Origin of the sequence: Streptomyces sp. NPDC101152, assembly GCF_044768275.1 — a bacterium.
Lineage (GTDB): Bacteria > Actinomycetota > Actinomycetes > Streptomycetales > Streptomycetaceae > Streptomyces.
This window is the reverse complement of record NZ_JBIWPO010000036.1, coordinates 20,249-33,456: the sequence shown is the minus strand read 5'-3', so window position 1 is coordinate 33,456 and position 13,208 is coordinate 20,249. Positions and strand designations below refer to the sequence as shown.

The 13,208-nt window shown below is 69.7% G+C and carries 12 protein-coding genes and 1 pseudogene; 5 read left to right on the top strand and 8 right to left on the bottom strand.

Annotated elements, in window-relative coordinates:
• Window position 1: 1 nt before the first annotated feature.
• Window positions 2-1,417 (bottom strand): APC family permease, encoded by a 1,416-nt coding sequence (locus ACIRVK_RS32975; protein WP_404253698.1) that lies wholly within the window; start codon window positions 1,415-1,417, stop codon window positions 2-4.
• A 641-nt stretch (window positions 1,418-2,058) separates the two neighbouring features.
• Between ACIRVK_RS32975 and ACIRVK_RS32970 the strand changes: the two are divergent.
• Together ACIRVK_RS32970 and ACIRVK_RS32965 are read left to right on the top strand one after the other, a co-directional pair.
• Window positions 2,059-2,514: pseudogene (locus ACIRVK_RS32970) on the top strand (cyclic nucleotide-binding domain-containing protein).
• A gap of 27 nt (window positions 2,515-2,541) precedes the next feature.
• Window positions 2,542-3,264 (top strand): CBS domain-containing protein, encoded by a 723-nt coding sequence (locus tag ACIRVK_RS32965; RefSeq protein WP_404253615.1) that lies wholly within the window; start codon window positions 2,542-2,544, stop codon window positions 3,262-3,264.
• On the opposite strand, the gene ACIRVK_RS32960 is transcribed toward ACIRVK_RS32965, so the two are convergent.
• Window positions 3,224-3,916, bottom strand: a complete 693-nt coding sequence (locus ACIRVK_RS32960) for a response regulator (protein ID WP_404253613.1) — start codon at window positions 3,914-3,916, stop codon at window positions 3,224-3,226. The genes ACIRVK_RS32965 and ACIRVK_RS32960 overlap by 41 nt on opposite strands.
• Before the next feature lie 432 nt (window positions 3,917-4,348).
• Between ACIRVK_RS32960 and ACIRVK_RS32955 the strand changes: the two genes are divergently transcribed.
• A complete protein-coding gene (locus tag ACIRVK_RS32955; RefSeq protein WP_404253611.1) occupies window positions 4,349-4,813 on the top strand; it encodes a pyridoxamine 5'-phosphate oxidase family protein in 465 nt (154 codons plus the stop codon).
• Window positions 4,814-4,866: 53 nt separating this feature from the next.
• Here ACIRVK_RS32955 and ACIRVK_RS32950 read toward each other — a convergent pair whose 3' ends face one another.
• The 5 genes from ACIRVK_RS32950 to ACIRVK_RS32930 form a co-directional block, all read right to left on the bottom strand.
• Window positions 4,867-5,730 carry a universal stress protein gene (locus ACIRVK_RS32950; RefSeq protein WP_404253609.1) on the bottom strand — a complete coding sequence of 288 codons (864 nt, stop codon included), beginning with the start codon at window positions 5,728-5,730 and terminating at the stop codon, window positions 4,867-4,869.
• Window positions 5,731-5,801: 71 nt separating this feature from the next.
• Window positions 5,802-6,527 carry a pyruvate formate-lyase-activating protein gene (gene pflA, locus ACIRVK_RS32945; protein WP_404253607.1) on the bottom strand — a complete coding sequence of 242 codons (726 nt, stop codon included), beginning with the start codon at window positions 6,525-6,527 and terminating at the stop codon, window positions 5,802-5,804.
• Between the two features lie 20 nt (window positions 6,528-6,547).
• Window positions 6,548-8,809 (bottom strand): formate C-acetyltransferase, encoded by a 2,262-nt coding sequence (gene pflB, locus ACIRVK_RS32940; protein WP_404253605.1) that lies wholly within the window; start codon window positions 8,807-8,809, stop codon window positions 6,548-6,550.
• A 178-nt stretch (window positions 8,810-8,987) separates the two neighbouring features.
• On the bottom strand, window positions 8,988-9,428 hold the full coding sequence (locus ACIRVK_RS32935; RefSeq protein WP_404253603.1) for a pyridoxamine 5'-phosphate oxidase family protein: 441 nt from the start codon (window positions 9,426-9,428) through the stop codon (window positions 8,988-8,990).
• Window positions 9,429-9,601: 173 nt separating this feature from the next.
• Window positions 9,602-10,582, bottom strand: coding sequence for an Acg family FMN-binding oxidoreductase (locus tag ACIRVK_RS32930; RefSeq protein WP_404253601.1), 981 nt, complete (start codon window positions 10,580-10,582; stop codon window positions 9,602-9,604).
• Between the two features lie 239 nt (window positions 10,583-10,821).
• Here ACIRVK_RS32930 and ACIRVK_RS32925 point away from each other — a divergent pair, with 239 nt between their 5' ends.
• The gene (locus tag ACIRVK_RS32925; protein WP_404253599.1) at window positions 10,822-11,421 is read left to right on the top strand and encodes a hypothetical protein; all 600 of its coding nucleotides are present in this window, start codon (window positions 10,822-10,824) and stop codon (window positions 11,419-11,421) included.
• 165 nt (window positions 11,422-11,586) lie between these two features.
• Here the strand turns inward: ACIRVK_RS32925 and ACIRVK_RS32920 are convergent, their stop codons facing one another.
• A complete protein-coding gene (locus ACIRVK_RS32920) occupies window positions 11,587-12,189 on the bottom strand; it encodes a TetR/AcrR family transcriptional regulator (protein WP_404253597.1) in 603 nt (200 codons plus the stop codon).
• Window positions 12,190-12,309: 120 nt separating this feature from the next.
• Here ACIRVK_RS32920 and ACIRVK_RS32915 point away from each other — a divergent pair, with 120 nt between their 5' ends.
• A complete protein-coding gene (locus ACIRVK_RS32915) occupies window positions 12,310-12,942 on the top strand; it encodes an NAD(P)-dependent oxidoreductase (RefSeq protein ID WP_404253595.1) in 633 nt (210 codons plus the stop codon).
• Window positions 12,943-13,208 lie beyond the last annotated feature (266 nt).

Below are 13,208 nucleotides of genomic sequence, written 5' to 3'. Positions count from 1 at the left end.
GTCAGTCGTGCTGTCGGAGGTCGTTCCGCTTCCCGGGTCCGCCGATGCGGCCCGTGCGGAGTCCTCGGGAGAGCCGCTGGGCCGGCGGAGGAGTCTCGGGCGCCCGTTCCGCCTGGTCTACGGCCGCTGCGGTCCTCGGGGCCGTGGCCTCGCCGAAGGTGTCCTGGTCCCGCTTCAGCCACACGTAGACGGGGATGCCGAGCAGCAGGACGAACAGGCCGTAGTAGACGGTCTGGTAGCCGCTGCCCTGGATCGACCAGTAGGAGAAGGCGAGGGCGAGTCCGGCGACGGTGACGTCTCGGGCGAGCCTGCGGGGGCTGAGGCTTTCCCGGCCGCGGACCAGCAGCCAGTACAGCTGGGCGGCGGCGGAGAAGAGGTAGGGGATGACGGCGGTCAGCACGCTGAGCAGAACGATCTTGGTGAAGACGTTGTCGAAGCGCGTGTAGCTGAACACGGTGATCAGCGAGGCAAGCACGGTGGAGGCGATGATGCCGAAGGCCGGCACGCCGCTCTCGCCGCGCAGCCGGGCGAAGGCCTGCGGGAAGAGTCCGTCGCGGGCGGCCGCGTATGGCATCTCCGCGCACAGCATGGTCCAGCCGTTCAGGGCGCCGATGCCGGAGATGATCGCGGCGGCGGCGACGATGTCGCCGGCCCAGCTGCCGCCGAAGATGTTGTTCGCCGCGGCGGTGAACGGCGCGGTCGAGCCGCCCAGCTTGCCGTGCGCGACCGTGCCGAAGACGGCGAGGGTGCCCAGGATGTAGATGACGGCGCAGATGAGTGTGCCGTAGACGGTGGCGCGGGGGACGTTGCGCTCCGGCTCACGGACGCGGCCGGCGACGATCGAGGCGGCTTCCAGGCCCAGGTAGCTGAACAGGGCGATGGCGCCCGCGGCCGAGATCGCACCCAGCGCCGACTGGCCGCCGGCGTTGAAGGGGCCGAAGTTGTGGGCGTCGATGAACAACAGCCCCACGGTGGCCATGAAGACCAGCGGGACGAACTTCAGCACGGTCGTGATCACCTGGAACGCACCCATGTTCCGGACGCCCGTGAGGTTGATCGCGGCGGGGATCCACAGCCCGACCAGCGCGAGCAGCACCGATATCCACGTGCGGTGACCGGTGTTCACGAACACCTCGACGTAACCGACCCAGGCCACGACGATGGCCGCGTTGCCGGCCCAGGCCGTGATCCAGTACGACCATGCGTTGAGGAACCCTGCGAACTCCCCGAAGGCCTCGCGAGCGTAGACGTACGGACCGCCGCTGGCCGGAACACGCTTCGAGAGGGAACCGAAGGTCATCGCCAGCGCGAGCGCGCCAAGCGTGACGGCGACGAACGCGACGAGGGAAATGGGCCCGTACGGAGCGAGGGCGGAGGGCAGCGCGAAGACTCCGGTGCCGATGATGCTGCCGATCACGAGGGCAGAGGCGGCGGGAAGGCCCAGCGCCGTCGCAGGCGCCCTCCCCTGTCCGTCTCCTGTGGTTCTGGGCATGGCTGAGGCTCCTTACGACAGGGGGGTGGGTGCGTCGATCCGCAACTGATCCTTCTGTCCCTCAGCCGCGCACCGTCAGCGGCCACACGGCCCAGGCGCGCCCCCGATGGTCCCTCTGTCGCAGGCCTGGACAGCCCAACTCGCCTGCCTCCCGGGCTCATGGCCACGGGACATGGGCCGTTCGGTCCACGGCATGGCCCGTCCAGCCCCATCACCAGCACCGTGCCGAACTCGACAATCGAGGACAGGAGCTACTGCCGGGCACGCGACACGGTGCTGACCGGCCGGTGGAGCCATGTCCTCACGGCTCGTTCGAGCTGGGTCGGTTCTCCCGTAGACCCCAGGAGCCGCGAGGGCTTCCACGCGAGTCTCGTGTTGGGGGAGGCACGATCCTCGCACCACGGCCGCCGCCCTCGCCGATACGGGGGCGGCGGCCGTCTTCTCCTTCCTCACCGTCTGTCCGGGGCCGGGTGGCCCTGTTTCGGCCCCAGTGGCCCCTCGTCCGGTCCGTGTCGGCGCCGCACGGTGGAGGTCTCAGCCGGTACACCCTGACCGGGAGGCAGGCCATGAACACTCCGAGCATGCTGCGGGCACTGCCCGCCGAGCACCGGCAACGGCTCATGCGTCTGGCCCGGGAGGTGTCTTCTCCCAAGGAACGCGCCTGTTCAACGAGGGGGCACGCGCGGACCGGTTCTGGATCATCCGCACCGGCTCGATCGAGCTGGACGACTCACATACCCGGCAGGCGCCCCGCCATCAGAGAGACGCTCGGTCACGACGAACTCGTAGGCGCGTCTTGGCTGTTCGCACCACATGTCTGGCATCTGGGCGCCACAGCGTCGACACACGTGCGCGCCTACGAGTTCGACGCCACGGGTGTCCGCTCGGTGTGCCAGGACGACCCGGCACTCGGCCAGGCCATCACCCAGTGGGCCGGCGACGTGCTCGCCCACCGGCTCCGGACCACCAGGACCCGGCTCCTGGACCTCTACGCCCTCTACGGCGCCGCAAGCGCCTTCTGAGCGGGCAGACCCGACGAGGGAGTCACCGTGTACAGCACCCCGCACATCGTCAGCGACGTCATGTCCCGCACGGTCGCCGCCGTCGGCCGACGGGCCGCCTTCAAGGAGATCGTGCAGCTCCTGCAGGACTGGAAGGTCAGCGCCCTGCCCGTCCTGGAGGGCGAGGGACGGGTGGTCGGCGTCGTGTCCGAGGCCGACCTGCTGCCGAAGGAGGAGTTCCGCGACAGCGCCCCCGACCGGGCCACCCAGTTGCGCCGTCTCGACGACCTCGCCAAGGCCGGCGGCCTCACCGCCGAGGACCTCATGACCTCCCCCGCCCTCACCGTCCACGCGGACGCGACACTCGCCCAGGCCGCACGGACCATGGCGCGTGCCAAGGTCAAGCGTCTGCCCGTCGTCGACGACGTGGGCATGCTCCAGGGCATCGTCAGCCGCGCGGACCTGCTCAAGGTCTTCCTGCGGGGCGACGAGGAGATCGCTGAGGAGGTCCGACGGGAGGTCGTGGCGTACGTCTTCCCTGCCCCGATGTCAGCCGTGCACGTGGAGGTGCGCAACGGCGTCGTGAAGCTCGTCGGCCAAGCCCGGGACACATCCCTGGCGCCGGTGGCCGCGCGCCTGGTGCGGGCCGTGGAGGGCGTGGTCGACGTGGAGTTCGAGGTGACGCGCTCGGAGGGCACGGCGGGGTCGAACGGCGCTCCGGCGGACGTGTTCAGTTCCCTTCCTGCCGCTGCCGGTCCTGGACTTGAGTAGCGATGACGGCGGCCTGGATACGGCGTTCGACGCCGAGCTTGGCCAGCAGACGGGAGATGTGGTTCTTCACCGTCTTCTCGGACAGGTAGAGCCGCTGGCCGATCTGGCGGTTGGTCAGTCCCTCGCCGATCAGGGTCAGGATCTCCCGCTCCCGTTCGGTCAGACCCTGCAGTCCGTCAGGCTGTTGCTCCTCCTCCCTGCCGCCGCGCAGCCGGGCCATCAGCTTGGCGGTGGCACTGGCATCGAGCAGGGACTGGCCCGCGGCCACGGTGCGCACGGCGGACACCAGGTCCGAGCCCTGGATCTGCTTCAGGACGTATCCGGAGGCGCCGGCCATGATCGAGTCCAGCAGGGCGTCCTCGTCGTCGAAGGAGGTCAGCATCAGGCAGGCGAGCTCGGGCATACGTGATCGCAACTCCCGGCACACGCTCACGCCGTCACCGTCCGGCAGACGGACATCGAGCACCGCCACCTGCGGGCGCAGCGCGGGGACCCGCACCAGTGCCTGCTCCACCGTGCCGGCCTCGCCGATCACCTCGATGTCCGGCTCGTCGTTCAGCAGGTCGCGAACCCCGCGCCGCACCACCTCGTGGTCGTCCAGCAGAAAGACCCGGATCGGGTCGCCGGCGCCGGCCTGCTCGCTGTCCGCCATGAAACTGCTCCCTGGTTCCGCGTTCCGCACCGATGTCCGCTCGTGGACGGAATCGGTCCTCCGTATCCAGATCCTTTCCCGCATCCGGCCCGAAGGGCCAGGGCCGGTCGGCCCAGTTTCCCATGGCCCCGCTGCTGGAGTCCCACAGCCCTGCGCCGGCAGCGGTGAGGATCGCCAAAGCGGTGGCACACCCCGCGAAGAAGGGCCGAACGGCCCTGGCGTGAAGAGGTCCGATGCCGTTCCAATGACCTGATCAGCCTGTCCGGGGCACCACGCCCCGTGCCACGGACGGGTGACCAAACGTGTTGAAGGGACGACGCACATGTCGTACCAGCGCACCGGCCGCGCCAACGACGATGGGCCGGCCAGCCGCGTCACCGCCCCAGTCGAAGAAACGCAGCAGTGAGCAACGAAACCGTACGGAAGCCTTCCATGACCACCGACACCGCCCAGGACGTCCCCGCCGGGCCGCGCCGGAGCATCGAGCTGGACAGCGACGAGGCACTGCGGCTGCTGGGCACCGTTTCCTTCGGACGGATTGTCTTCACCCGCCACGCGCTGCCGACGGTACGCCCGGTCAACCACGTCCTGGACGACGGCGACATCGTGATTCGCACCCATGAGCGCGCGGCCCTGACCGCGCGCGCCGGACAGGCCGACGGTCAGGGCGTCGTGGTGGCCTACGAGGCCGACTCGATCGACCCCGACACACACCTCGGCTGGAGCGTGGTGGTCACCGGCTACGCGCACCTGGTGACAGACCCGGAGGAACTGGCTCGTTACCAGGCACTGCTCAACCCGTGGGTGCACCGCACCATGGACTACGCGGCGCGTATCCGCCCGGATCTGATAACCGGCGTCCGGCTCATCGCCGACGACGAGTCCGACGGCACCTGATCGCGCTCCGGCCGCCGTTCAGCCGAAGCCGGCCCTGCTCACCGGGTCGCCCGTCAGCCGTGCGGGACCACCGCGACGGGTGCGGTCGCGTGGTGGAGCACCACGTGCGCGACCGGGCCGATCACCGCGCCGATCGTGGTCGGGCGTCGTCGACGGCCGACCACGACCAGGGACGCATCGCGCGAGGCCTCCACGAGGTGTGAGTCCGGCTTTCCGATCACGGCCTGCTCTGTGACCTCGACACGGGGGAACTTGTGTCGCCAGGGCTCCAGCACCGCGGACACGTCGCCGCCGGGGTCGTCGTACGGCAGGTCCGGGCTCCTGCCATGGACGACGCGCAGCCTCGCGCCGCGCTGCGATGCGGCCTCGCAGGCGAACTCGATCACGGTGTCGTTCGGAGCCGCGGAGTTGAGGCCGAGAACGACGTCGCGGAACGGTGCGGCCCCAGATCCGAAGGCGCCGGGCTGGCGTTCGTCCTCCGGGTGCAGGCCGCCCCGTACGAGGACGACAGGCCCTCGGCTGCCGCCCACGACTTCCTGGGCGACGGACCCGACCAGGAATCCGGCTACGCCGCCCCGGCCGCGAGAGCCCAGCACCACCAGGTCGGCTTCCCCGGCCGCGCCGAGCAAGGCGGGCACGGGTTCTTCGGCAAGGCGGTCGGTGGTGATCCGCAGGCCCGGGTACTGCCGGAGGATCACCGCTTCGGCCTCGCGAAGCACCTCGTCCGCCCGGCTGATCTGCTGTGCAGGGCTCAAAGACGGCCGCGGTGCCCCGCCCAGGGGCGCGTACGGAGGCTTTCCAACGGCGTGGACCAGGTGCAGTGGAAGGTCCCGCAGCAGGGCTTCTCTGGCTGCCCATGCTGCTGCGGTCAGACTCTCCGGGGACCCGTTCAGGGCTGCGGTGATGGTGCGGGGCATCTTGGCCTCCGTCGAAGTCGCGAAGTGGGTTTCGGTGCCGGGAAACCTGAGACAGGAGATGCCTCAGGTCCTCAGAACGCCCGTAGTCCGTGCTCCCGGAACTGCTCGCGCACGCGTTCCGTCAGCTCCGGATCGGGCGCGGGCGTGTTCCGCAGCGGGAAGTCGATCCCGAGGGCGTCGTACTTGTGGGCGCCGAGTTTGTGGAAGGGCAGGACGTCCACCCGGTCGACGTTGGTCAGCCCCGCCAGGAAGGCGCCGAGACCGTCCACAGCGGACGGGTCGTCCGTCCACCCCGGGACGAGGACGTAACGGATGTGCACGGGGACGCCCAGCCGGTCCAGGCGGGTGGCGAAGCTGAGCGTCGGGGCCAGTCGTGCGCCGGTGAGCTTGCGGTGGCCAGGGGCGTCGAACGACTTGATGTCCAGCAGCACCAGGTCGGTGTCGGCGAGGAGTTCGTCCGAGGCACGCTCACCCAGGAAGCCGGAGGTGTCCAGTGCCGTGTGCAGTCCGGCTTCCTTGCAGCGGTGCAGGAGGGAGCCGATGAACGCCGGCTGGAGCAACGGCTCCCCGCCGGTGACGGTCACCCCTCCCCCGGCCGTCGCCACGAATCCCCGGTACTTCTCGATCTCCCCCATGACCTCGTCGACCGAGGTCTCCCGGCCGTCGCGCATGTGCCAGGTGTCGGGGTTGGCGCAGTACAGGCAGCGCAGCGGGCAGCCACTGACGAACAGGACGAACCGGGTCCCGGGACCGTCCACGCCGGTGGACACGTCCCAGGAGTGCACCCGACCGGTCACCGCCGGCACCGAGGTGACGTTCACAGCGACCCGTGGAAGGTGCGGCTGATCACGTCGAGCTGCTGTTCACGCGTGAGGCGGACGAAGTTGACCGCGTAGCCGGAGACCCTGATCGTCAACTCGGGGTAGTTCTCCGGGTGTTCCATGGCGTCCTCGAGCGTCGCCCGGTTCAGGACGTTGACGTTCATATGGAAACCGCCGAAGGTCATGTACCCGTCGAGGATGCCGACGAGGTTTCCGGCGCGCTCCGCGGGATCGTGGCCGAGCCCCTCGGGCGTGATGGTCGTCGTCAGGGAGATGCCGTCGCGAGCGTCCTCGAACGGCAGCTTCGCCACCGACAGGGCCGAGGCGACGACTCCGTGCATGTCCCGGCCGTTCATCGGGTTGGCGCCGGGTGCGAAGGGCTGTCCCGCGCGGCGGCCGTCGGGGGTGTTGCCGGTGTGCTTGCCGTAGACCACGTTCGAGGTGATGGTGAGGACCGACTGGGTGTGCTCGGCACCGCGGTAGGTGGGGTACTGGCGCACCCTGGCCATGAAGGACTCCACCAGGTCGACGGCGATGCTGTCGGCGCGGTCGTCGTTGTTGCCGTACGCCGGGAACTCGCCCTCGGTGCGGAAGTCGACGGCGAGTCCGGTGGCGTCCCGGAACACCTTCACCCGCGCGTACTTCACGGCGGACAGACTGTCCGCGGCCACCGACAGACCGGCGATCCCGCAGGCCATGAACCGGTGCACGGGGTAGTCGTGCAGCGCCATCTCCAGGCGTTCGTAGGCGTACTTGTCGTGCATGTAGTGGATGACGTTGAGGGCGTTGACGTAGGTGCGGGCCAGCCAGTCCAGGACGTGGTCGTAGGCCTCGACCAGTTCCTCGTAGTCGAGGTACTCACCGGTCAGCGGGGGCGCTGCGGGCGCGACCTGTTCGCCGGTCATCTCGTCGCGGCCGCCGTTGACCGCGTAGAGCAGCGCCTTTGCCAGGTTGACCCGTGCGCCGAAGAACTGCATCTGCTTGCCGACCGCCATGGCCGAGACACAGCAGGCGATGGCGGTGTCGTCTCCGGTCCGGGGGCACATCAGGTCGTCGGACTCGTACTGGGCGGCGCTGGTGTCGATGGAGACCTGGGCGCAGAACTCCTTGAAGCCGTCGGGCAGCCGGGGCGACCAGAGCACGGTCAGGTTGGGTTCGGGGGCGGGGCCGAGGTTGTAGAGGGTCTGCAGGAAGCGGAAGGAGGTACGGGTGACCAGGGTCCGTCCGTCGGCGCCCATGCCGCCGATGGACTCCGTCACCCAGGTCGGGTCACCGGAGAACAGGGCGTCGTATTCGGGCGTGCGCAGGAAGCGCACGATCCGCAGCTTGATCACGAAGTCGTCGATCAGCTCCTGGGCCCGGGACTCGTCGATGGTCCCGTCCACCAGGTCCCGCTGGAGGTAGACGTCGAGGAAGGTGGAGGTGCGGCCGAGCGACATGGCCGCGCCGTTCTGCTCCTTCACGGCCCCGAGATAGCCGAGGTAGAGCCACTGCACGGCCTCCTGTGCAGTCGCGGCGGGACGGGAGACGTCGCAGCCGTACGACGCCGCCATCCGCGTCAGCTCGTCCAACGCCTTTATCTGCTCGGCCAGTTCCTCCCGGTCACGGATGACCTCGGTGGAGGACGCGCAGGCGTCGAGCAGGGCACGCTCGGCCTTCTTGGCCTGAATCAGACGGTCGGTGCCATAGAGGGCCACGCGCCGGTAGTCGCCGATGATCCGGCCGCGTCCGTAGGCGTCGGGCAGTCCGGTGATGACGCCGGCCTTGCGGGCGGCGCGCATCTCCGGGGTGTAGGCGTCGAAGACGCCGTCGTTGTGGGTCTTGCGGTAGGTACCGAAGACCTTGGTCACGAAAGGGTCGGGCTCGTAGCCGTACGCCTTCAGACCGTTCTCGACCATCCGGAGACCGCCGTTCGGCATGATCGCGCGCTTCAGCGGAGCGTCGGTCTGCAGACCGACGATCAGCTCACGCTCCCGGTCGATGTAGCCGGGGGCGTGCGAGGTGATGGTGGAAGGCGTGGCGGCGTCCACGTCGAGGACACCCTTGCGCCGCTCCTCGGGGAACAGGGCGCTGACCTTGTGCCACACGGCGAGCGTGCGCTCGGTCGGACCGGCCAGGAACTCCCGGCCGCCTTCGTACGGCGTGTAGTTGGCCTGGATGAAGTCGCGTACGTCGATCCCCTCACGCCAGCCCCGGCCGGCGAAGCCACGCCAGGCATCAGCGGGAACGTCCACGTCGGGACGGGTTGCCACGGTCATCTCAGTCTCCGCATCGTTCGCGACACCGCACCACGGGCAGTTCCGTGCGCGGCTCCACCGACGATGCTCCTCGCGCACCTCTGGGTGGGGCAGGGCCTGCGGGAACCTCTCGCCGCGCCGTCCGGCCCAGCAGCGTTGGGCCGTTCGGGCCAGGTCACGGGCGTATGGTGCCCAGCGGTCAGGCCGAGAGGTGCACTCCGTACATCGTGCGGCCCCCGACAAGTTCGCGCCCGGTGACCAGTTCCGGCTCGATGCGCACGAAGACCTCCCGTGGCGAGGGAGCCCACGAGCGCGGGCCGATCCGCTCCAGGCGTGCCACCTCGGCCGGATCCGTCACGATCTCGGCGCTGCCCGTCACGACGACGCTCCAGCCGGAGTGCGCGTCCACGTCGGCCGCGTCCGCCTCGAAGGCGACGACGGCGCCATCGACCGCACGGGCCAGCTCCGAGGCCATCGAGGTCCGCAGCAGCACCGCTCCGTCGGCGTCCAGGCAGAAGTTGACCGGCACGACCGCGGGCAGCGCCTGGCGGGTGTAGACGATACGGCCGATGAGAGCCGTCGCCAGCAAACGCAGGGACTCGTGACGACCGAGTTCGCGGAAACCATCGTTCGGAAACATGAGTCAGCCCGTCCTTCGCCCGGTGGAGGGATCACACTCCATGGTGAGTACGCCGGCCGCCGCGGGTGAGGGCCACTTTTCCCGCCCTGGCCGGAGAGCGGCCCGAGGAAACGTGGCCGCGGAGGGGGGCCGGACGGCCCCTTCTACGCGCCCGACTCTCACGGCGCCGCCCCTCAGCACACCTGATCAGGCGCACGCCGCGGAGTCGCCGGGCCCTGCGGGCCGTACCCGAGGCGAATCAGCATCTGTGCATGGCCGGTGCGGTCCGGCACGGGGCTCACCTCTCGGCGCAGGTCGGGCCACTCCATCGGCTGGTGCACCAGGGAGGCACGCAGACCGTGCGTCGTGGCCACCAACAGGAGGTGCTCCAGCGCCTGTCCGGCGCGCAGCCAGTCGCTGCGACGGTCGTGCTCGGTGGTCAGCAGGGCGACGACAGGCAGCGACTCGAAGGGCTGGGCTGGAAGCCGCTCGGGGTGCCGTTGTGCCGTGAAGTCGCGCAGGGGCAGCTGCTCGCGCGCGTCCTGCGGCCCCAGCGCCGCTTGGGGAATGCCCAGGTCGGCGGAGTCGTCCGGATCCCGGTGCACCCATCGACGGCTCTCCACAGCACGGTCCGGATCGACGCGGTTGCGGTGCTCAGCCGCCGTGGCCACGCGCAGCAGCCGAGCCGTCTCGGCGGCCGGGGGGAAGGTCAGTGAGGCGCCTTCCGTGCGAGCGGCGTCGATGAGTTCGACTCGGACGTTCGGTGGAAGCGGCCTGCCGGTGAAGGGAAACCTGCTGCTGTGCCTGCGCCAGATCATCGGGTAGAGATCGGGGCGCTGCCCCGCAGTGTGCCGCTGGGCTGCCCCGGCCAGCCGGAGGTTGGCCAAAACGCTCGGGTCCTCGGGATCCGGCAGCAGGCGTACCACGGGTGCCCAGCCGAAGTGGGCGGCAGCGACACGGAGGTTGAAGACAGCGGCACCGACGGACAGATGCAGCGCCCGGCCGACAGGATCCGCATGGCGCAGGCCACGCTCGGGTACGGCACGTACCTCCAGCACGACGGTCTCCGGGTCGAGCCGGAAGCGCCACGGCTGCGTGTTGTAGATCGACGGCGCGGCCACAGCGGCCGAGATACAGGCTCCCAGAGTCGCGGCATCGAGGGGCGCGGTTCGCATGATGCCCTCCTCCCGTACGAAGTCGGACAGGTGCTGATGTCCTACGAGCGTGAGAGCACCACGGTCGAAAGGTGAGGGGCCGATGGTCCCCTTGCCGGGCCCGTTCAGTGCACACGGCCCACTGCGCGGATCACACAACCGTGGCCCGATCGGCCCTCGGCTCCCGCCTGATCGGCCCATGCCACGGGAAGGCCGCGGCTGTCACCTTCGTGTCTGTGACGACGAGGAGGTGCGGAGAGATGCGCGAGGACAGGCCCGCGAACAGGAAGCGCAGGCGAACGAGTGTGCCCCTGTGGCGATGGCGTAACAACCCGATCCGGCGACGCGACGACGTCCTCGAGGCGTGGCTGGTGCTGGCCATATGGGTGCTCATCGCCGTAGGTGGCACGGCGGCCGGTGTGGTGACGGCCCACGCGGCCGACCAGGTCTTCGCCCAGCAGCGGGCGGACCGCATCCCCGTCAGCGCTGTTCTCCTCGATGACGTCCCGCGTCCCGCGACCTCGGGCATGGGCGGGGACTTTGCCCCGGCGAGGGTCCGCTGGACGAACTCCGACGGCTCCACGCACAGCGGCAAGACGCTGGTGTCCACCGGCAAGACGGCCGGCTCAACGGTGAGGATCTGGATCGACGGCAACGGGAAACTGAGCACGCAGCCGACGCCCCCCACTGAGGCAGCCGCCGAAGCGGCACTCTTCGGAGGCTCGGCCGCCCTCGCGCTGAGCGGCCTGGTCTTCGGCATCGGCAGCGCCGGCCGGTGGTGGCTCGACCGACGGCGCATCGCGCAGTGGGACAAGGAATGGACCTTGGTCGGGCCGAAGTGGGGCCACAAGACCAGCTGACCGTCGGCCCCGAGCCCGTGTGACCTGGGTGAACGCCCGTAGCCCTGCCTTGATGCGTGCAGCCGCGTCGGTTGGCCGGCGGCTACCAGTCGACAGTTCGGCCCATGAGGAATAGTCGAGGTAGCGCACACTGGCCGCCTCGTCGGCGGACAGGCTGGCGCGGTCTCAGTCGCGTACGGCGATTCCGCTCAACACGGTGCGGGCCATTCGTCGGGCGAAGTCGTCCACGGGGGGCGGCTGCCCGTCGCTCGTGGCGTCATAGGCGAAGGCGCGCTGGGCGCAGGCGCCCAGGAGAAGGGATGCGGCCGCGAAGGTGTCCGCGTCGGGGCGGAGGCGGCCGGCTGCCTGTTCGGCGCGGAGGTAGGCGTCGAGGCCCTCGATGGGCCTGTGCGCGCCGGATCCCATCTGCCGCATCGCGTCGTCGTGGCGTTTCTTGAGCTGTGTCTCCGCGTAGAGGGAGGCGGCGATCGGGAAGCTCTGCTCGTAGAAAAGGGCCGCCTGCCGGGCGATCTCGGTGAGGTTCTCCTCGAGGGTGTGCCTGCCCGGCTCGGCGGTGAGGGTGCGCAGCAGCGGACCCAGCCCTGGGAGCCGCTCGCGCAGGACCTCGATGAACAGTTCCTCTTTGCTGGTGAAGTGCTTGTACAGGGCGGCCTCGGAGCAGTCCGCCGCCTTGGCGATCTCCTTGGTGGTGGTACGGGCCAGCCCGACGGTGAGCATGAGCTCGTGGGCGGCGTCGAGGATGCGGGCGCGGGCCGGTTTCTGCTCCATGGCGGCTAAGGATCGCATGGTCTGTCCAACGGTTCTTGACGAGTAGGTGAGTACTTACTCACTCTAGAGGTATGGGGGTGAGTGAGTACTCACCCACTGATGGAGAATGGGAGTGGCTCAATGAACCTCACCGTTTTCGGCGCCACCGGAGGAATCGGGCAGGAGGTCGTACGGCAGGCGCTCGCTGCGGGCCACCGGGTCACTGCCGTGGTGCGGGACCCGGCCCGGTTCGAGGTGACCGGTACCGGCCTGGAGGTCTTCCGCGCCGACCTCACCGCCCCGGAGGCGGTACGCCCCGCGGTCGCCGGCCGGGACGCGGTCCTCTCCGGTCTGGGTGCCCGCAGCCGCAAGGACGCCGGGGTAGCGACCCGGCTGACCCGGACGGTCCTGCGGGCCATGGAGGCCGAGGGCGTGCGCCGGGTGCTCGTGGTCAGCGCGGCCCCGGTGGGCCCCGAGCCGGAGGATGACGGCCTCCTCGACCGCGGGATGCGCGGGATCGTCTCGTCACTGCTCAAGGACATCTACGCCGACCTGCGGGAGATGGAGGACGAGCTCGCTCGCAGCGGCACGGACTGGACGTCCGTACGGCCACCGCGGCTGCAGAACAAGCCCCTTACGGGCTCGTACCGGGTCGTCGTCGGCGGCTTTCCGCGCCGGGGCCGGTTCATCGCACGGGCGGACGTCGCTCACGCGATGCTGGGCATGATCGATGATCCGGGGACGGCGAAGGAGGGGGTTGGGGTGGCGTATTAGGCCTCGCGCGTTCATGAAGCGGGCTGTCCGGCAGGCGGCCAGGAAAGCAGAAAGGGCTCGATGGCAGTCCTCAGGACACGCAGCCCTCGGCTCGTAAGGCAACGTCTCGTCCAGGACGCGGTCGAGGGCCCCATGCCCGCACCGCGTGCATCCAACCCACGCCGTCGAACCTCCCGAGCCGTGAGCTGCGGCCATGGCCTGCAGGAGTTCCACTCCAGGAAGATCGCGGCGTCAGACGGGGTGCTGCGCTTTCAGCTTGCATGACG